The following is a 19,747-nucleotide window of genomic DNA, read 5'->3' on the forward strand; positions in this document are numbered from 1 at the left end:
TACTCCGGGGCGTGGCGCTCCTTCCCTGTGGGGGAAGGGGCGCCACGCCTCTTGTGCGGTCTGTGATGCCGGTCGCTTCCGTCCTGAAAGCAGCGAATCGATTCAGACTTCTTGGCCAATTGCCGCATCCTTGACGTAATGCTCGTTGGTCGGAGAGTCGGAAAGAGGCGTCAAGGATGAGTTCTGCACCGGTGTCCGCGCACGGCTTCGTCGGTGTGCGCGGCCGTGGTTACCGCCCGGAGCAGGTGGACCGCACGGTGGCCGCGCTGTCGGCGGAGCGGGACGGGGCCATCGAGCAGGTGGCGCGGCTGACGGAGCTGGCGGAGCGGCTGGTGGCCGAGTCGGCCCGGCTGGACGAGGCCGTCGCCGCGCTGGCGCCGCAGGACTACGCGTCGTTGGGGGAGCGGGCGCAGCAGATCCTGGCGCTCGCCGAGGGCGAGTCGGAGACCGTCCGGTCCGCGGCCCAGGACGAGTCGCAGGCGCTGCGGGACGAGGTGGACGCGGCGGCGCGGGCGCTGCGGGAGTCCGCCCGGACGGACGCGGAGGCGATGCGTTCGGCCGCCGAGGAACATGCCGCGCGGGTGCTGGCCGAGGCCGAGGGTGCGGCCGGTGAGGAGCTGGCGGCGGCCCGGCTGGAGGCGGCGCAGGCGCGCGAGGACGCGGAGGCCGCGATGGCGGCGACCCGGAGCCGTACCGCGAGTGTGCTGGCCCATCAGGAGCAGGAGCACAGCGAGCGCTGGAAGGGTGCCGGGCAGGAGCTGGCGGACGCCGATGCGGCGCAGTCGGCGGAGCACGCGGAGCTGACCGGGCGGGCGGAGGCCGGGCTGGCGGCCGCGCGGCGCGCGCTGGCGGAGGCGGAGGAGGCCGCGCGGCACCGGCAGGAGGACGCCGAGGCGCGGGGCGGGGAGCTGATCGCCGAGGCCCGGGTGCGCGAGGAGCGTGTGGTGCGGGAGACGGAGCGGATCCTGCGGGAGCACGAGGAGGGCCGCGAGGACGTGCAGGCGCACATGGCGCACGTACGCCATTCCCTCGCGGCGCTCACCGGGCGGGTGGCCCCGGCGGAGGACTAGGACCGGTCCGGCGCCCTGCCGCCGGCGTCCGTGCCGGGTGTCAGGGGCGGGGCCAGGGGCGCTTGGAGAGTTCCTCGATGCTGCTGTTGAAGCGTTTGAGGTAGCCGGCGAAGGCGGCGATGTCGTCGTCCGGCCAGTCGTGCATGACCTGGTCCAGTGACCGCACGACGCGTTCGCGTTCCGCGTCGAGGAGCCCCGCGCCCTGTTCGGTGATGCGGAACTTGCGTGCCATGCCGCCGTCGGGGTCGGCGATGCGCTGGGCGAGTCCGGCGCGGGTCACGGCGGCGGTCTGGCGGTTGAGGGTGGAGGCGTCGAGGCCGAAGGCGTCGCTCAGTTCGCCGTTGGACATGGGGCCCTGCACGCGGAGGCGGCTCAGCAGGATGTAGGCGCTGCGGTCCAGGAGTGCGTACTTGTGGCGTCCGCCCCGGTGGTCGGCGAGGCTGTGGCGCCCGAGCAGCATCTGCTCGTACTCCACTTCTTCCGTGGGCCTGGCCATGTCTGCGGCCTCCTGCTCCCGCGCCGGGGTCGGTCGCGCATCGGTTTCTGAAACGGCGGCTCATGCTCTCATGCAATGTGCACGGGACACATGGTATGCATGACACATTCGACATGTACGATGCACGTCGCTGTCCCGGTGGACGGGACCACGACCCCAAGGAGTTCCTCCTCATGGATGCCCCCCAGCCGACCGCCAGATCAGGCGGTGTGGTCGCCACGCTGGCCTTCGCCGGCACCGTGGCGGCGGTCATGCAGACGCTGGTCACGCCGCTCATCGCCGAGCTGCCGCAGCTTCTGGACACGACGTCCTCCAACGCGGCCTGGGTGATCACCGCCACCCTGCTGGTCTCGGCCGTCTGCGTGCCGGTCTCCGGGAGGCTGGGTGACCTGCTGGGCAAGCGCCGGATGCTGCTGGTGTGCGCGGTGCCGCTGATGGTGGGTTCGGTGGTGTGCGCCCTCTCGTCCACCGTCGTCCCGATGATCGTCGGACGGGGCCTCCAGGGCATGGGCATGGGGATGGTGCCGCTCGGCATCGCCCTGCTGCGGGACGTGGTGCCGAAGGAGAAGCTGAGCTCCTCCATCGCGCTCGTCAGCGCCTCCCTCGGTATCGGCGGCGCGCTCGGCCTGCCGATCGCGTCGGCGGTCGCCCAGTACGCGAACTGGCGGGTGCTCTTCTGGGGCTCCGCCGCGCTGGCCGCCGTCATCTTCGCCCTGATCTGGTTCCTCGTCCCGGACGTACCGGCCGCCGCCAAGGGGCAGCGCTTCGACGTGCCCGGCGCACTCGGTCTGGCCGCCGGCCTGGTCTGCCTGCTCCTCGCCGTCTCCAAGGGCGCCGAGTGGGGCTGGGGCTCCACGACGACCGTCGGCCTGTTCGCGGCCTCCGTCGTCGTGCTCGTCGCCTGGGGGTTCTGGGAGCTGCGGACCAGGGACCCGCTGGTCGACCTGCGCACCACGGCCCGCCCCCGTGTGCTCATCACCAACCTCGCGTCGCTCTTCGTCGGCTTCGGCATGTACGCCGGCATGCTGATCGCGCCGCAGCTGCTGCAGTTCCCCGAGGCCACCGGCTACGGCCTGGGCCAGTCGATGCTCCAGGCGGGCCTGTGGATGGCTCCCGGCGGCATCATGATGATGATCGTCTCCCCGTTCGGCGGGAAGCTCACCGACGCCCGCGGCCCGAAGTTCACGCTGATCTGCGGTGTGCTGGTCATCGCCGCCGCCTACGGCCTCGGCATCGTCCTCATGGGCTCCGCCTGGGGGCTGATGCTGTTCCTCATGGTCAGCAGCAGCGGTGTCGGCCTCGCCTACGGGGCGATGCCCGCCCTGATCATGAGCTCGGTCCCGGTGTCCGAGACGGCCGCCGCCAACGGGTTCAACACCCTCATGCGCGCGCTCGGCACGTCGATCGGCGCCGCCGTCATCGGCGCGATCCTCGCCCAGATGACCTCGGAGTCGGGCGGCTTCACCTTCACCTCCGAGGCCGGGTTCCGTACCGGCCTGATGTTCGGCTGCGGTGTCGCCCTCATCGCCGTGATGATCTCGGCGTTCATCCCGGCCGTGCGCGGGTCCACCGCCGGCGGCGAGAAGGCCGACGCGGCCGCATCGCCGGAGGTGGCCGCGGCCAAGGGCTGAGCAGGACCACGGACGGGCACTGCCCGGTTCCGGCCCTTGCGGGGGCCGGAACCGGGCAGTTCCGCGTCCGGGCTCAGCCGCGCCGCGCCGGGGGCGCGCCCGCCAGGATCCACGGCTCCTGCGCCTCGTACATCCGGCGTTCCTCGGCGGCGGTGCGGCGGCCGAGCACCGTGCCCAGCCACCCGGCCAGGAAGCCGGCCGGGATGGAGACGAGGCCGGTGGTGGTGAGCGGGAACCAGTTGAAGTCGTGGGCGGGGAAGACGGCGGCGGGCGTTCCGGAGACCAGATCGGTGCCGGTGATCAGGACCAGGACCGACACGGTGCCGCCGATGAGGGTGCAGAGCAGTCCGGTACGGGTGAAGCGCCGCCAGAACATGCTGTAGACGAGCGCCGGGGCCAGGGCCGAGGCGCCGATGCAGAACGAGAGCGCGACCAGGGCCTGGAGGTTCCAGTGCCGGGCCGGTACGGCGAGCGCGATGGTGAGCAGCCCCACCCCGACGGCCCCGGCCTGAGCGGTGCCGATCTCGGTGCGGGCGCTGACGGGAGCCTTGCCGGGGTCGCGCATGCCGTGCAGTCCATGGGCGAACAGGTCGTGGGCCAGGGAGTTGGCGCAGGCCAGGATCATGCCGGCGACGGAGGCGAGCAGGGTCAGGAAGATCGCGGTGGTCATGGCCGTGACGACGAGCGCCCCGGCCTCGCCGCCGCCGGCGACCGCCCCGGTGGCCTGGAGGATCGCGCTGTTGCCCTGGGGGCCCGCGGCGGTGATGAGTTCACGGCCGACGAGTGCGGCCGCGCCGACCCCGATGACGGTGAGCAGCAGGCACAGCGTGACGACGACCGAGACGGCCCAGGACATCGAGCGGCGGACGTCCGGTGCGCTGCGCGCGCTGGACATGCGCATGGTTATGTGGGGCAGGCAGGCGCCGCCGAGTACGACGGTGAGTTCGGAGCTGACCATGTCGGCGCCGTTGCCCCCGAACTGGAGCCCGGAGCGCAGATAGGCGCTCCCGGCGCCGCTGCCGCGCCGGGCCGCGGCCAGCAGGGCGCCGGTGTCCCAGTCGAACCGGTTCATGACCAGCACGGCGACCGTGAGGCAGGCGCCGAGGAGGACCACGGTCTTGACGATGTGGATGAGGGCGGTGCCCTTCATCCCGCCGATCGCGGCGTAACCGATCATCACGATGCCGAGCGTGACGATGCATCCGGTACGGAACCCCGAGCCGTCGAAGCCCAGGATAAACGCGAGCAGGTCGCCGCTGCCGGCGAGCTGGACGACCATGAGCGGGACGAGTGCGGCGAGGGTCACCGCGCCGGCGGCGATCCGGACCGCGCGGCCGGGGGCGCGGCGGGTGAGCATGTCGCCCATGGTGAACCGGCCCGCGTTGCGCAGCGGTTCGGCCAGCAGGAACATCAGCAGGACGAGCGAGAGCGCGGTGCTCAGGGCGAGCACGAGGCCGTCGTAGCCGGTGAGGGCGATGACTCCGGTGGTGCCGAGGACGGTGGCGGCGGAGAGGTAGTCACCGGCGATGGCGAGGCCGCCACGGCCCGGTGAGAGCGAGCGGTAGCCGGTGTAGAACTCGTCGAGGTCGTCGCGGTCGGGCCCGGTCATGACGCAGAGCAGCAGCGTCACGGTGGCCACCGCGATGAAGGCGACGAGGGACATCGTCTGGGCCGACTCGTCGAATCCGTTCATCGGCGGGCTCCCGTCCGGCGCAGTTCCGCGGCGATCGGGTCGACGGTCCGCCGCGCGATCCGCTCGTACAGGGCGATCGCGAGGAAGGTCACCGGGAGCTGGCACAGGCCCAGCGCGAGCCCGGTGGTGAGGCCGCCGCCGATGGTGCGGCCCATGAGCTCCGGGGCGAAGCCGGACAGCAGCAGGAAGAGGGTGAAGTAGCCGAGGGCGGTGAGGGCGGCGGTGCGCCGCAGCAGGCGGTACGCGGTGCGCAGCCGGCGCAGATCGCTGTGGTGCCCGGGAGCGGGTACGGGCGTGGTGGGCGGGGCGGTCCTGCGGGGCGGTGGCGCGGGCGCCGAACTCTGCCAGGGCAGCAGGTAGTCGGGCTGCTGCGGGGGTGCGTAGGAAGGCCGGTGGAAGTGGGTCGGTGGGTGCGGGGGGTCGTACGACATGGCGGTGCCGCTCCTTGCATGGCTCGGGCCCGGGGACGGGCTGCAAGGCAGAAGCGCGGGTGCGCTGTAGGAGCGTGAACGTTACTCGCGGGTATGGCGGTTGAGGAGAGTGCGTACCGAACTACCGCGGGTAACGCGCCAGTTGTCTAGTCGAGTGGCGGTACGGGAGCGCTCTCGGGCTCCTCGGTGAGGATCGGGAAGCGGCGCGGGGCCACGAAGACCAGGACCAGGAGGGCGACGGCGGCGGCCGCGGCGGCCCCGATGTAGACCTGGTCGACAGCGGCGTCGACGGCCCGCCGCAGGTAGTCCGTCGCCGCGTCCGTCAGCGCGCCCGGGTCCGCCAGCGCGTGCGAGACCGCGTCCACGTCGGCCGGCAGCCCCGCCACCGGGGCGTCGGCGAGGCGGGACGCCAGCACCCCGTTGGCGACGGCGCCGAACAGCGCGGCGCCGATGCTCTGGCCCAGCTGACGGCAGAAGAGCACGGAGGCCGTCGTCGTACCGCGCTCGGACCAGCCGACCGTCGACTGGACGCCCACGATCAGCGGCAGCTGGAACAGCCCGAGCGCGGCGCCGAGCAGCAGCATGATCAGGGCGGGCTGCCAGGCCTCGCCCGGATACGGCAGCAGCGGGAAGGCGAGCAGCACCAGCAGGGCGCCGCTCATGCCGGTGATCGCCGTGCGGCGGAAGCCGATGCGGTTGTAGACCCGGTTGGAGAACGCCGCCGACACCGGCCAGCTCAGCGTCATCACCGAGAGCACGAACCCGGCGGCGATCGGCCCGAGACCCAGCACCGACTGCGCGTACGTCGGCAGGAAGACGGTCGGCGCGACCATCAGCAGCCCCATCGCCCCCAGGGCCAGATTGACCGAGACGATCGTGCGGCGCCGCCACACCCAGCCGGGGATGACCGGTTCGGCGGCCCGCCGTTCGATGAACACGGTCAGCGCGGCCAGCACGGCGGTCGCGCCCAGCAGCCCGAGCGAGGGCGCCGACAGCCACGGCCAGGCCACCCCGCCCTGCACCAGCGCGGTCAGCAGCAGGGCGCCGGTCGCGAAGACGGCGAGGGAGCCCGCCCAGTCGATACGGGGACGGGGTGCGCCGGCCGCGCGGCGGGTGCGGGACGGCTCGTGGAGATGGCGGACGACGAGCAGGAGGGCGAGCGCCCCGACCGGCAGGTTGACCAGGAAGATCCAGCGCCAGTCCGCGTACACCGCGAACAGCCCGCCGACCACCGGCCCCGCGACCGCCGAGGTGGCCCAGACGGTGGACAGCCTGGCCTGGATCCTGGGCCGTTCCTTCAGCGGGTAGAGGTCCGCCGCGATGGTCTGCACCGTGCCCTGGAGGGCGCCGCCGCCGATGCCCTGGACGACCCGGAAGGCGATCAGCGCCGCCATGTTCCACGCGGCGGCGCACAGCACCGAACCGATCAGGAAGAAGATCACGCCGGCGATCAGGACCGGCTTGCGGCCGAAGGTGTCGGAAAGCTTCCCGTACACCGGCAGGGTCACGGTCACGGCCAGCAGATAGCCGGAGAAGAGCCAGGAGAAGACCGAGAGCCCGCCCAGATCGCCGACGATCTGCGGGACCGCGGTGGACACGATGGTGCCGTCGATGGCCGACAGGGCCATGCACAGCATCAGCGCCGCGACGACGGGACCGCGCCGGCGGGGCGCCGCGGGGGAGAGGGCGGGGCCCGCCCCGGCCCCCGATATCGCTTCCGTGCCGCCGCCCGCGCCGCCCACCAGGATTCCTTCCCTATGCATGTATGTGCCGGACACTGTCTCACCTGCGGCTCCCGGTGGGCAGCCGCCGCGGACGCCGGATGTGCCGGAACCGGTCCTCCACCCCCGGGTGTGGACCCTTGGGCGCAGCCCCCGAGAAGACCCTCCACCCGGGGGACCAGACCCCTAGGGGGCGCTCCCTACTTGTGGCCAGGGGCCGTTCCTCCCGGCGGAGGACGTGCCCGGCCCCGCCCGCTCCGTAGCGTTGTCATGCACCGCGATTGCGGCGGACCACAGGGGGAGGGGTGGGGAAAACCCCACCCGAAGACTGCGCTGGGCACCAGCGCGCCGGACCCCCTCCACCGACCAGACTTCACAGCAGACGGCGACTACCCGTCGCCGACCGACATAGGAGAAAAACCGTGACAACGGCTGTAACCATTCCCAGGCACGGGGGCACTGGAGGGCGTACGGCCGTGGCTGCGCGGGCGCGGCAGGTCGTCAAGGCGTACGGGGTCGGCGAGACCCGCGTCGTCGCTCTCGACCACGTCGACGTCGACATCGCACGCGGCCAGTTCACGGCGATCATGGGCCCGTCCGGCTCCGGCAAGTCGACGCTGATGCACTGCCTCGCCGGCCTGGACACCGTGACCTCCGGTCAGATCCACCTGGCCGAGACCGAGATCACCGGCCTCAAGGACAAGAAGCTCACCCAGCTGCGCCGCGACCGCATCGGCTTCATCTTCCAGGCGTTCAACCTGCTGCCGACGCTCAACGCCCTGGAGAACATCACGCTGCCGATGGACATCGCGGGCCGCAAGCCCGACGCCGCCTGGCTGCGGCAGGTCGTGGAGACCGTCGGTCTCGCCGAGCGCCTCAAGCACCGGCCGACCGAGCTCTCCGGCGGCCAGCAGCAGCGCGTCGCCGTCGCCCGGGCGCTCGCCGCCCAGCCGGAGATCATCTTCGGTGACGAGCCGACCGGGAACCTGGACTCGCGGGCCGGCGCCGAGGTGCTGAACTTCCTGCGCAAGTCCGTCGACGAGCTCGGCCAGACCATCGTCATGGTCACCCACGACCCGGTCGCCGCGTCCTACGCCGACCGTGTGCTGTACCTCGCGGACGGGCGGATCGTCGACGAGATGCTCAACCCGACCGCCGACCAGGTGCTGGACCGCATGAAGGACTTCGACGCGCGCGGGCGGACGTCATGACCGTCTGGAAGACCTCGATGCGCAACTTCTTCGCGCACAAGGGACGCATGGCGCTCTCCGCGGTCGCCGTCCTGCTGTCGGTGGCGTTCGTGTGCGGCACGCTCGTCTTCACCGACACGATGAACACCACGTTCGACAAGCTCTTCGCCGCGACGTCGGCCGATGTCACCGTCAGCCCGAAGACGGCCAAGGCCGACGACACCCCCGAGAACGGCAAGCCCGAATCGCTGCCCGCCTCCGTCGTCGCCCGGGTCGAGAAGGCCGCCGGGGTGAAGAAGGCCGAGGGCGCCGTCTCCAGCATGGCGGTCACGGTCGTCGACAGCCACAACAAGAACATGGGCTCCGAGACCGGAGCCCCCACGATCGCGGGCAACTGGACGCAGAACGACCTGCGTTCCATGGAGATCACCTCCGGCCACGCCCCGCGCGGCCCGACCGAGGTGATGGTCGACGCCGACACCGCGGACAAGCACCACCTGAAGATCGGTGACGAACTGCGCACCATCGCCGTCACCGGCGACATCAGGGCGAGGATCAGCGGCATCGCCGCCTTCAAGGTCACCAACCCGGGCGCGGCCATCGTCTACCTCGACACGGCCACCGCCCAGCAGAAGCTGCTCGGCAGCCCCGGCGTCTTCACCCAGATCTCCGTCACCGCCGAAACCGGCGTCAGCGACACCCAGTTGAAGCAGAACGTGACCACGGCCCTGGACGGCCCGGCCGCGTACAAGGTGCAGACCCAGAAGGAGGCGGCGGCGTCCAACAAGGACTCCATGGGCTCCTTCCTCGACGTGATGAAGTACGCCATGCTCGGCTTCGCCGGCATCGCCTTCCTCGTCGGCATCTTCCTGATCGTCAACACCTTCTCGATGCTGGTCGCCCAGCGGACCCGCGAGATCGGCCTGATGCGGGCCATCGGCTCCAGCCGCAAGCAGGTCAACCGGTCGGTGCTGCTCGAAGCGGTACTCCTCGGCATCGTCGGATCGATCCTCGGCGTCGCCGCCGGCGTCGGCCTGGCCGTCGGGCTGATGAAGATCATGGGCGCCATCGGCATGGAGCTGTCCACCGACGACCTCACCATCGCCTGGACCACCCCCGCCATCGGCCTCGCGCTCGGCATCATCGTCACCGTCCTGGCCGCCTACATCCCGGCCCGCCGGGCCGGCAAGGTCTCCCCGATGGCCGCCCTGCGCGACGCCGGAACCCCGGCGGACACCAAGTCCGGCTGGATCCGGGCCGGCATCGGCCTGGTCCTCACCGGCGGCGGCGCGGTGGCCCTGTGGGCGACGACGCGGGTGGACGAGGCGAGCGACGGTTCGCTCTTCCTCGGCCTGGGCGTGGTCCTCAGCCTCGTCGGATTCATCGTGATCGGCCCGCTGCTCGCCGGCGTCGTCGTCCGGGCGCTCAGCGTCGTCGTCCTCAGGTTCTTCGGCCCCGTCGGCCGGCTCGCCGAGCGCAACGCCCTGCGCAACCCGCGCCGCACCGGCGCGACCGGCGCGGCCCTGATGATCGGCCTGGCCCTGGTGGCCTGCCTGTCGGTGGTCGGCTCCTCCATGGTCGCCTCGGCCACCGACGAGCTCGACAAGTCGGTGGGCGCGGACTTCATCGTCCAGTCGTCGACCGGCCAGCTGATCGTGCCGCAGGCCGCGAAGGCGCTGACGACGGCACCCGGCATCGAGCACGTCACGAACTACAAGGTCCTCGGCGCGAAGCTCACCAACCCCGACGGCTCGACGACGGACGAGGACGTCACCGCCGCCGACCCGACCTACCCGCAGGACCTGCGGCGCAAGACGGTCGCCGGCGACCTGCCCGCGGCCTACGGCAAGGACGCCATGTCGGTCGGCGGCGACTACGCCACCGCGCACGGCATCAAGGTCGGTGACACGATCACCGTCGCGTTCAAGGCGGGCGAGACCGCGAAGCTGAAGGTCGCCGCGATCACCTCGGACGACACGAGCGTGGACCAGGGCGCGATGTACCTGAACACCTCGACCGCCGAGCGGTACGTCCCCGCCGACAAGATGCCCAAGAACATGATCATGTTCGCCAAGGCGCAGGACGGCAAGGAGAAGGAGGCCTACGCCGCCCTCAAGAGCTCGCTCGACGCGTACCCGCAGTACAAGGTGCAGAATCAGGCCGACTTCAAGCAGGAGCTGAAGGACCAGATCGGCCAGCTGCTGAACATCGTCTACGGCCTGCTCGCGCTGGCGATCATCGTCGCCGTCCTCGGCGTCGTGAACACCCTGGCTCTCTCGGTCGTCGAGCGGACCCGCGAGATCGGCCTGATGCGCGCCATCGGCCTCTCCCGCCGCCAGCTGCGCCGGATGATCCGGCTGGAGTCCGTGGTCATCGCCCTGTTCGGCGCTTTGCTCGGCCTCGGCCTGGGCATGGGCTGGGGCACCTCGGCCCAGAAGCTGCTGGCCCTGGAGGGTCTCGGCGTCCTGGAGATCCCGTGGCCGACGATCATCACGGTGTTCGTCGCCTCGGCCTTCGTCGGACTCTTCGCGGCCCTGGTCCCGGCCTTCCGGGCAGGACGGATGAACGTCCTGAACGCCATCGCCACGGACGGGTGAGACGGGCGGTCCGCATAGAATGACGGTTCCGGCTCCGGGGCGTTCCTCCAAACGCCCCGGAGCCGGATTTCGTTCGTGCGCCCGCCGCGGCGCGGCGCGCGCCCCGGTTGCGGGCGCGGCCGCCTCCTCGGAGTCGTACGCTGGAGACACCCCCGGCCCGTCTGACGTGTCGGGCCCTTCGCGTTGCCCCTGGCAGCAGCCGGCTGTCAGCCCTCGCCCTCCTTACCCGGACGGAAGCCCTTCATGAGCCTGCACGGTCTGCTGGATGTCGTCGTACATGACCCGGCGCTGTCCGAAGCGGTGAAGGCCGCCGGGGACGGCCACCGGATGCACATCGACCTGGTGGGTCCGCCCGCCGCCCGGCCCTTCGCCGTGGCCGCGCTCGCCCGGGACGCCGGCCGGACCGTGCTCGCCGTCACCGCGACCGGGCGCGAGGCCGAGGACCTGGCCGCCGCGCTGCGCACCCTGCTGCCACCGGACACGATCGCGGAGTTCCCGTCCTGGGAGACGCTGCCGCACGAGCGGCTCTCGCCCCGCTCCGACACCGTGGGCCGCCGGCTGGCCGTGCTGCGGCGCCTGGCGCACCCGCGGCAGGACGACCCCGAGACCGGGCCGGTCTCCGTCGTCGTCGCGCCGATCCGTTCCGTGCTTCAGCCGCAGGTCAAGGGGCTCGGCGACCTGGAGCCCGTGGCGCTGCGGATCGGGCAGAGCGCGGACCTCGGCAGGACCGTCGAGGCGCTCGCGGCAGCCGCGTACTCCCGGGTCGAACTGGTCGAGAAGCGCGGCGAGTTCGCCGTCCGCGGCGGCATCCTGGACGTCTTCCCGCCGACCGAGGAGCACCCGCTGCGGGTGGAGTTCTGGGGCGACGACGTCGAGGAGATCCGCTACTTCAAGATCGCCGACCAGCGGTCGCTGGAGATCGCCGAGCACGGGCTGTGGGCGCCGCCCTGCCGCGAGCTGCTGCTGACCGACGACGTCCGCGAGCGGGCCGCCGCACTCGCCGAGGCCCACCCCGAGCTGGGCGAACTCCTCAACAAGATCGCCGAGGGCATCGCGGTCGAGGGCATGGAGTCCCTCGCCCCGGTCCTCGTCGACGACATGGAACTGCTGATCGACGTCCTGCCCAAGGGGTCCATGGCCGTGGTCTGCGACCCCGAGCGGGTCCGTACCCGGGCCGCCGACCTGGTCGCCACCAGCCAGGAGTTCCTGGAGGCGTCCTGGGCGGCCACCGCAGGCGGCGGCGAGGCCCCGATCGACGTCGGCGCGGCCTCGCTGCGCGGCATCGCGGACGTCCGCGACCACGCGCGCGAGCTGGAGATGATGTGGTGGTCGGTATCCCCGTTCGCCGCGGACGAGGAGCTCGACGACGACACCCTCAAGCTCCGGATGCACGCCCCGGAGGCGTACCGCGGCGACACCGCCCGCGCGCTCGCCGACACCAAGGGCTGGCTGTCCGACGGCTGGCGCACGGTGTACGTCACCGAGGGCCAGGGGCTCGCCTCCCGCACCGTCGAGGTGCTGAGCGGTGAAGGCATCCCGGCCCGGCTCGACGCGGACCTCGGCGAGATCTCCCCGTCCCTCGTCCACGTCTCCTGCGGCGCCATCGACCACGGCTTCGTCGACGCGGAGCTGAAGCTCGCCGTCCTCACCGAGACCGACCTCACCGGCCAGCGCACCGCCACCAAGGACCTGGGCCGGATGCCGGCCCGCCGCAGGAAGACCATCGACCCGCTGACGCTGGAGACGGGCGACTACATCGTCCACGAGCAGCACGGCGTGGGCCGCTACATCGAGATGGTGCAGCGCACGGTGCAGGGCGCCACCCGCGAGTACCTCCTCGTCGAGTACGCCCCCGCCAAGCGCGGCCAGCCCGGCGACCGGCTGTACATCCCGACCGACCAGCTGGAACAGGTCACCAAGTACGTCGGCGGCGAGGCCCCCACCCTGCACCGGCTCGGCGGCGCCGACTGGACGAAGACGAAGGCGCGCGCCAAGAAGGCCGTCAAGGAGATCGCCGCCGACCTGATCAAGCTCTACTCGGCCCGGATGGCGGCCCCCGGCCACGTCTTCGGCCCGGACACCCCCTGGCAGCGCGAACTGGAGGACGCCTTCCCGTACGCGGAGACGCCCGACCAGCTCACCACCATCGCCGAGGTCAAGGAGGACATGGAGAAGTCCGTCCCCATGGACCGGCTGATCTGCGGCGACGTCGGCTACGGCAAGACGGAGATCGCGGTCCGGGCGGCCTTCAAGGCGGTCCAGGACGGCAAGCAGGTCGCCGTCCTGGTCCCCACGACGCTCCTCGTCCAGCAGCACTTCGGCACGTTCACCGAGCGCTACTCCCAGTTCCCCGTCAACGTACGGGCGCTGAGCCGCTTCCAGTCCGAGTCCGAGTCGAAGGCGACGATCGAGGGCCTGCGCGAGGGCTCCGTCGACCTGGTCATCGGCACCCACCGCCTCTTCTCCTCCGAGACGAAGTTCAAGGACCTGGGCCTGGTCATCGTCGACGAGGAACAGCGCTTCGGCGTCGAGCACAAGGAGCAGCTGAAGAAGCTCCGCGCCAACGTGGACGTCCTCACCATGTCCGCGACGCCCATCCCCCGTACGCTCGAAATGGCGGTCACCGGCATCCGCGAGATGTCGACCATCACCACCCCGCCCGAGGAGCGCCACCCGGTCCTCACCTTCGTCGGACCGTACGAGGAGAAGCAGATCGGCGCGGCCATCCGCCGCGAACTGCTCCGCGAGGGCCAGGCGTTCTACATCCACAACCGCGTCGAGTCGATCGACCGCGCCGCCGCCCGCCTGCGCGAGATCGTCCCGGAGGCCCGGATCGCGACCGCCCACGGCCAGATGTCCGAACAGGCCCTGGAACAGGTCGTGGTGGACTTCTGGGAGAAGAAGTTCGACGTGCTGGTCTCCACCACGATCGTCGAGTCCGGCATCGACATCTCCAACGCCAACACCCTGATCGTGGAGCGCGGCGACAACTTCGGCCTCTCCCAGCTCCACCAGCTGCGCGGCCGCGTCGGCCGCGGCCGCGACCGCGGCTACGCCTACTTCCTCTACCCGCCGGAGAAGCCGCTCACCGAGACCGCGCACGAACGCCTCGCCACGATCGCCCAGCACACCGAGATGGGCGCCGGCATGTACGTCGCCATGAAGGACCTGGAGATCCGCGGCGCGGGCAACCTCCTGGGCGGCGAGCAGTCCGGTCACATCGCGGGCGTCGGCTTCGACCTCTACGTGCGCATGGTCGGCGAGGCGGTCGCGGACTACCGGGCCTCCCTCGAAGGCGGCGTCGAGGAGGAGCCGCCGCTGGAGGTCAAGATCGAGCTCCCGGTCGACGCGCACGTCCCGCACGACTACGCCCCCGGCGAGCGGCTGCGCCTCCAGGCCTACCGCTCCATCGCCTCGGCCTCGTCGGAGGAGGACATCAGGGCGGTCCGCGAGGAGCTCACCGACCGCTACGGCAAGCTTCCGGAGCCGGTCGAGAACCTCCTCCTGGTGGCCGGTCTGCGCATGCTGGCCCGCGCCTGCGGCGTCGGCGACATCGTGCTCCAGGGGTCGAACATCCGCTTCGCGCCGGTGGAGCTGCGCGAGTCGCAGGAGCTGCGTCTGAAGCGCCTGTACCCGAAGACGATCATCAAGCCCGCTCTGCACCAGATCCTGGTGCCCCGGCCCACCGGCGGCAGGATCGGCGGAAAGCCGGTCGTGGGACGCGAACTGCTGTCCTGGACGGGGGAGTTCCTGACGACGATCCTCGGGTCGTGAGCGGACGGCCGCCGCGGAGTCCAGGAACGTGAGAGTTGACTCTCACGAATTGTGAGAGCATGCTCTCACGTCATGGACTCCAGTAATCGCCTGGGCGATATCGAGATCACCGATCCGCAGGCGATGCGCGCCCTGGCGCATCCCGTACGGCTGGCGATCCTCGACCACCTGCGCCGGAACGGGCCGGCGACCGCGACCGAGCTCGCCCCGGACGTGGGGGCGACGCCCTCGGTGACCAGCTGGCACCTGCGCCATCTGGCGGGCTTCGGCCTGGTCCGGGACAGCGAGCCCGGACCGGACCGCCGCCGCAGGCGGTGGGAGGCGGTGGCGCGCGGCTTCCGGTTCGAGGAGCCGCGGGACCCGGCGGACGAGGAGGGCCGGACGGCCGCGCGGGAGCTCTCGCGGCAGATGTTCCTGCGCTACGCGGACGCCCCGGCCCACTGGGCCGCCGAGGTCGAACCCGGGCTCGACCCGGCCTGGCGCAGGTCCGCCGGGCTGGCCCACACCCGCGTCATGGTCTCCGCCGAGGAACTCGCGGCCATCGAGGACGGGATCGAGCGCGTCCTCGCGCCGTACGTCACCCGGGACCCGGCCGACCGCCCCGCCGGCAGCCGCGGCGTCCGGCTGATGCGCTACGTCCTGCCGGAGGGCGACGGGGGGCAGCGGGACGGACGGGACGAGGAGCCGGGCGGGGAGCGGGAGCGGGCGGGGCGGTCCTCGTGACCGGCCGGGAGGGCGACATACCCCCTGCCGCATCGCTGTGGCGGGACGGGCGCTTCTCCCGCTTCTGGGCGGGCCATTCGGTCTCGCAGTTCGGCGACCGGATCACCGAGCTGGCCCTGCCCCTGATCGCGGTCGGCGCGCTGAACGCCTCGGCCAACCAAGTCGCCTGGCTGACCGCACTGGTCTGGACGCCCAACCTGCTCGCGATCCTGCTGGGAGCCTGGGTCGACCAGCGGCCCCGCAAGCGTCGGCTGATGATCATCGCCGACCTCGTGCGCGCCGCCGTGCTGCTGAGCCTGCCGGCGGCCTACGCGCTGGGCACGGTGACGCTCACGCATCTGTACGCCGTGGCGATCCTGACGGGCGCCGCCGGAGTGCTGTTCAACACCGCCTATCCGCCGTTCTTCGTGCGCCTGGTGCCGCGCGCCTCCTTCGTGGACGCGAACAGCAAGCTCAGCGCCAGCCGTTCGGTCTCCCAGGTGGCGGGCCCCGCGATCGGCGGCGCGCTGATCCAGGCCCTCACCGCACCGGTGGCCGTCGTGGTGGACGCCCTGACCTTCCTGGTGTCAGCGGTCCTGATCGGCCGGGTCGGGGTCGACGAACCGACGGCTGCCACGGCCGACCCGGCCGCGCCGTCCCTGGCCCGACGTGCCCGGGAGGGCCTGGTCTTCGTCGTACGCCACCCGGTGCTGCGGGCCACGCTCGGCTGCGCGGCCACCGTCAACTTCTTCACCTTCGTCGCGGGCAGCGGGCTGATCGTGCTCTTCGCCAGCCGGGGCCTCGGGCTGTCCGCGGGGGTGATCGGCGCCGCGCTGGGGGCCGGTGCTACCGGCGCCCTGCTCGGCGCGGTGTGCGCACCCGCGCTCTCGCGGCGGCTCGGTGTCGGGCGGAGCATCGTGGCGGGCGCCGTGCTGTTCCCCGCCCCGATCGCGCTCGCCGCCGCCGCGGGCGGTCCGCTCTGGCTCCGCGCCGGGGCGCTGGCCGCGGCCGAGTTCCTCTCCGGCTTCGGCGTCATGCTGTTCGACGTCAACCTCAACTCGCTCCAGGCGTCGGTCATCCCGGACGGCATGCGCAGCCGCGTCGCGGGCGCGTACAGCACGGTCAACTACGGGATGCGGCCCGCCGGCGCCGTCGTCGGAGGCCTGCTCGCCACGTTCCTCGGACTGCGCGGGACCCTGCTCATCGCCGCGGTCGGCGGAGCGCTGTCCGTGCTGTGGCTCCTGCCGTCACCGGTGCCCCGCATCCGCTCCCTGGCCCCGGCCGGCACCGCGGACAGGGCGGGAGGCGCGGAGGATGCGGACGACGGCAAGCGGCCGGTACGCGGATGAGCGGACGGGTGCCCCGGACGGGCGGCCGCGGGCCGCTGTCCGGGGCACCCGCGCGGATCAGAGAATGCGCAGATCCAGCGCCCGGGCCATCGCCCGGTAGCCCGCGTCGTTCGGGTGCAGACGGTCGCCCGAGTCGTAGGCCGGGGCGATGCTGTCCGGGTCGCCCGGGTCGGCCACCGCACGGTCCAGGTCGACCACCGCGTCGTACGCGCCGGAGGTGCGGATCCAGTCGTTGACCGCGTCGCGCTTCGCCTCGTTGACGGCGCTGTCGTAGAACGAGCCCTTGATGGGTGTCAGCGTCGCACCTACCGCCTTGATGCCCCGTGCGTGGGCCTGACGGATCAACGACCGGTGCCCGGCGATCAGTTGAGCGACGGACACCTCCGGGGTGGGGGTGCCGACGCCGCCCGCGCCGCTCGCCCCGATGTCGTTGATGCCTTCCAGCACGATGACCGTGCCCACGCCCGGCTCGTCGAGCACGTCCTTCGCGAACCGGGTCACGCCCTTCTCCCCGGCCCAGTCCGTGTCGTTGGTGACCTGGTTGCCGCCGATCCCGTGGTTGAGGACGCTGCGCGGATGCCCGGTGGCCGCGAAGCGCTCCGCCAGTTCGTCGGGATAGCGGCTGTCGGTGTCCGGGGTGGATCCGACGCCGTCGGTGATGGAGTCGCCGAAGGCCACCACCCCGTTCCGGCGCGGGGCGCCGCCGCCGACCTCGACGCCGGTGAGGTAGTACCAGGACTCGCTGGTCTCCGTGAACGCGGCGCCGCCGCGGTCGGCCCGGTGATCGCCCCGGGCCCGGTAGCTCGTGGCCGACGACATCATGTGGAAGGTGGCGGGACCGGTCGGCGCGGCGAGATACAGCGTGACGGTCAGCGACTCCAGGGCCCCGGTCCGGTACGCCAGCGCGTCACTGGTCGCGTCGGCGCCCGCCGGGACGGTCGTCGAGCGGCTGCCGCCGAAGGACAGCTGCCGCACCGAACCCTTCTCGACCGACGCCCCGGCGTCCGTGCGGGCCACCGTCGCTCCGGTGATCCGCAGCGGGCCGGTGCCGTAGCGGTTGGACAGTTCGACACGGGCCCGGGTGCCGCCGGTGCTGACCCGGATCACCTGGCGGACCGTCTGGTCCGCGAAGCCCTGTCGCGACCAGTTCGGCGTGAAGATCTCGGTCGGTGCCTGCGGCGAGGCCGCCCAGCCGCCCTGCCAGCCCCCGTGGCCGGTCCCGGGCGCGGTGCCGTGCCCGGCCGAGGCGGCGTGCGCGGGCGTGCCGGTGACGTCTGCGCCGACGACCGGCAGCGCCACCAGTGTCAGTGCCGATAACAGTGCGACACCCGCACGCCGGGTCGCGTTCGTGGTTCTCATGGTTCCCACCCTCGTTGTCCTGGATGCCTGTTCCGTGGATCACGTGCGCACGACATGGCCAATCACGCGGATGCCCCGGCTATTCCCGCCGGGTGGGCGTCAGTTGGGCCCGGTCGCTGTGAAGATCAGCGCGGCGAGGGCCCGGAACACCTCCTCCGGATCCCGGCCCCCCACCGCCTCGTTGAGGTTGCCGCTGAGCAGCAGACCGGCGAAGCCGTGGGCCAGGGACCAGGCGGCCACGCCCGCGAGCCGGGGGTCGTCGCCGCGTCCGGCGTCGGGGAGCCGGGCGACTCCCGCGCGCAGTTCCCCCGACGCCCGGTCCTTCGCTGCGAGCAGCTCCGGGTCGTCGGCGCGGTACAGGTCCGGCTGGAACATCACCTGGAAGTGGGCGGGGTGCTCGGTGGCGAACCGTACGTACCGCACGCCCCGCTCCCGCAGGTCCGGCGCGTCGGCGAGAGCGTCGGCGAAGAGCCCGTAGCCCTCGGTGGCGATGGCGGTGAGCAGACCCGTGCGGTCCTTGAAGTGGTGGGCGGGCGCGGCGTGGGAGACGCCGGCCCGGCGGGCCAGATCGCGCAGGCTGAGCGCGGCGGGGCCCTCGGTGCGGATGACGTCGAGCGCGGCGGAGAGGACGGCCCGCCGCAGATCGCCGTGGTGGTAGGTGCGGTCGCTGCTCATGAACAGCACCCTACGCAGAATCTAGTCATTGACAAGTTCGCGGGGTGGGGTGCACTCTGGCGGCCGAGGGATATCTAGTCAGTGACTAGATAGAGGCGCTGCGGAAGGCGGAGACATGTCCGAAGAGCTGGGTCGCGTACGGCAGATGTGGCACCTGCTGGAGCCCCTGCACGCTGTTCTCTACTACGCGCCGGAGGCCTTCGAGGAGGCGGCGGCGCTCGGATACGAGGTCGGCGAGCGGTGGCCGAGCTACTTCGCCTGGCGGGCGGCGCCGCTCGGGGAGGCCGGGGCCGACCGGGTCGCGGAGACGTTCTACAGCTTCAGCCCGCGGATGGTGGGTGCGTACGTCCCCGCCGGCTGGGCCGTCGCCTCGCCGGGGGCGGTCCTGGCCGCCCGGACGCGAGCGGTCGACCGGGCGTACCGGACCGTGCTGGGGGAGGCGGTCGCCGCTCCGGGGACGGCCGAGGCGGCCGCGCTCCTGCGGCGCGTCGCGGAGGCGGCCGACACGACGGGCCGTCGGCTCGCCGCGGCCAACGCCGCACTGCCCTGGCCGGACGCGCCGCACCTCGCGCTCTGGCAGGCGGCGACCGTCCTGCGGGAACACCGGGGCGACGGCCATCTCGCGGCGCTCGCCCGCGCGGAGCTCGACCCGGTCGAGGCGCTGGTCTCGTTCGCCGCCGTCGGCGCGGCGCGCCCTGAGGTGTTCGCGAGCCGGGGATGGGGCGACGAGGAATGGTCGAACGCCCGCGAACGGCTGCTGAAGCGCGGGCTGTTGGCGGACGACGGTACGGCGACGGACGCGGGCCGGGCGCTGCGCGCCGAGGTCGAGCGCGGGACCGACGAGGCGGCGGCCGCCCCGTGGCGGGTGCTCGGCGACGCGGAGCGGGAGCGGCTCGTGGAACTGCTCGGCCCGTTGTGGGTGGCGGCGATCGGCTCCGGGCTGCTGCCGTCGGAGACGACGCTGGGCATCGGGAAGGTGTGATTCGAGCCGCATCGGGGTGAAGGCGGGCCATGAACGCGTCCTGACGGGGAACACGTCCGTAGGATTCCCGGGTTGGT

At 72.2% G+C, this 19,747-nt stretch carries 14 protein-coding genes; 8 read left to right on the forward strand and 6 right to left on the reverse strand.

Going from position 1 to position 19,747, the window contains the following annotated elements; genetic code table 11:
• Nucleotides 1-176: 176 nt before the first annotated feature.
• Nucleotides 177-1,070, forward strand: a complete 894-nt coding sequence (locus tag OG521_23700) for a DivIVA domain-containing protein (protein ID WUW23613.1) — start codon at nt 177-179, stop codon at nt 1,068-1,070.
• A gap of 40 nt (nt 1,071-1,110) precedes the next feature.
• On the opposite strand, the gene OG521_23705 is transcribed toward OG521_23700, so the two are convergent.
• The gene (locus OG521_23705; GenBank protein WUW23614.1) at nt 1,111-1,566 is read right to left on the reverse strand and encodes a MarR family transcriptional regulator; all 456 of its coding nucleotides are present in this window, start codon (nt 1,564-1,566) and stop codon (nt 1,111-1,113) included.
• A gap of 173 nt (nt 1,567-1,739) precedes the next feature.
• On the opposite strand from OG521_23705, the gene OG521_23710 reads away from it, so the two are divergent.
• On the forward strand, nt 1,740-3,197 hold the full coding sequence (locus OG521_23710; GenBank protein WUW23615.1) for an MFS transporter: 1,458 nt from the start codon (nt 1,740-1,742) through the stop codon (nt 3,195-3,197).
• Nucleotides 3,198-3,270: 73 nt separating this feature from the next.
• On the opposite strand, the gene OG521_23715 is transcribed toward OG521_23710, so the two are convergent.
• The 3 genes from OG521_23715 to OG521_23725 all read right to left on the reverse strand — a co-directional run bounded on the left by OG521_23715 (nt 3,271) and on the right by OG521_23725 (nt 7,084).
• Nucleotides 3,271-4,890 (reverse strand): cation acetate symporter, encoded by a 1,620-nt coding sequence (locus OG521_23715; GenBank protein ID WUW23616.1) that lies wholly within the window; start codon nt 4,888-4,890, stop codon nt 3,271-3,273.
• On the reverse strand, nt 4,887-5,321 hold the full coding sequence (locus OG521_23720; protein WUW23617.1) for a DUF485 domain-containing protein: 435 nt from the start codon (nt 5,319-5,321) through the stop codon (nt 4,887-4,889). Before OG521_23720 ends, OG521_23715 begins: the two co-directional genes overlap by 4 nt.
• A 146-nt stretch (nt 5,322-5,467) precedes the next feature.
• Nucleotides 5,468-7,084 (reverse strand): MFS transporter, encoded by a 1,617-nt coding sequence (locus OG521_23725; GenBank protein WUW23618.1) that lies wholly within the window; start codon nt 7,082-7,084, stop codon nt 5,468-5,470.
• Nucleotides 7,085-7,464: 380 nt separating this feature from the next.
• Here OG521_23725 and OG521_23730 point away from each other — a divergent pair, with 380 nt between their 5' ends.
• The 5 genes from OG521_23730 (at nt 7,465) to OG521_23750 (ending at nt 16,654) form a co-directional block, all read left to right on the forward strand.
• The gene (locus OG521_23730) at nt 7,465-8,253 is read left to right on the forward strand and encodes an ABC transporter ATP-binding protein (GenBank protein ID WUW23619.1); all 789 of its coding nucleotides are present in this window, start codon (nt 7,465-7,467) and stop codon (nt 8,251-8,253) included.
• Nucleotides 8,250-10,829, forward strand: coding sequence for an FtsX-like permease family protein (locus OG521_23735; GenBank protein ID WUW23620.1), 2,580 nt, complete (start codon nt 8,250-8,252; stop codon nt 10,827-10,829). Before OG521_23730 ends, OG521_23735 begins: the two co-directional genes overlap by 4 nt.
• A gap of 243 nt (nt 10,830-11,072) precedes the next feature.
• Nucleotides 11,073-14,603 carry a transcription-repair coupling factor gene (gene mfd / locus OG521_23740; GenBank protein WUW23621.1) on the forward strand — a complete coding sequence of 1,177 codons (3,531 nt, stop codon included), beginning with the start codon at nt 11,073-11,075 and terminating at the stop codon, nt 14,601-14,603.
• 72 nt (nt 14,604-14,675) lie between these two features.
• Nucleotides 14,676-15,326: a helix-turn-helix domain-containing protein gene (locus OG521_23745; protein ID WUW23622.1), complete on the forward strand. Its 651-nt coding sequence runs from the start codon at nt 14,676-14,678 to the stop codon at nt 15,324-15,326.
• Complete coding sequence (locus OG521_23750) at nt 15,323-16,654, forward strand: MFS transporter (protein ID WUW23623.1); 1,332 nt, start codon at nt 15,323-15,325, stop codon at nt 16,652-16,654. Before OG521_23745 ends, OG521_23750 begins: the two co-directional genes overlap by 4 nt.
• 57 nt (nt 16,655-16,711) lie before the next feature.
• Here OG521_23750 and OG521_23755 read toward each other — a convergent pair whose 3' ends face one another.
• The gene (locus OG521_23755; protein WUW23624.1) at nt 16,712-18,013 is read right to left on the reverse strand and encodes an SGNH/GDSL hydrolase family protein; all 1,302 of its coding nucleotides are present in this window, start codon (nt 18,011-18,013) and stop codon (nt 16,712-16,714) included.
• A gap of 99 nt (nt 18,014-18,112) precedes the next feature.
• Nucleotides 18,113-18,688: a TetR/AcrR family transcriptional regulator gene (locus tag OG521_23760; protein ID WUW23625.1), complete on the reverse strand. Its 576-nt coding sequence runs from the start codon at nt 18,686-18,688 to the stop codon at nt 18,113-18,115.
• A 115-nt stretch (nt 18,689-18,803) separates the two neighbouring features.
• Between OG521_23760 and OG521_23765 the strand changes: the two genes are divergently transcribed.
• A complete protein-coding gene (locus OG521_23765; GenBank protein ID WUW23626.1) occupies nt 18,804-19,670 on the forward strand; it encodes a hypothetical protein in 867 nt (288 codons plus the stop codon).
• The last annotated feature ends 77 nt before the right edge of the window (nt 19,671-19,747 follow it).

The organism is Streptomyces sp. NBC_01463 (genome assembly GCA_036227345.1).
GTDB lineage: Bacteria > Actinomycetota > Actinomycetes > Streptomycetales > Streptomycetaceae > Streptomyces.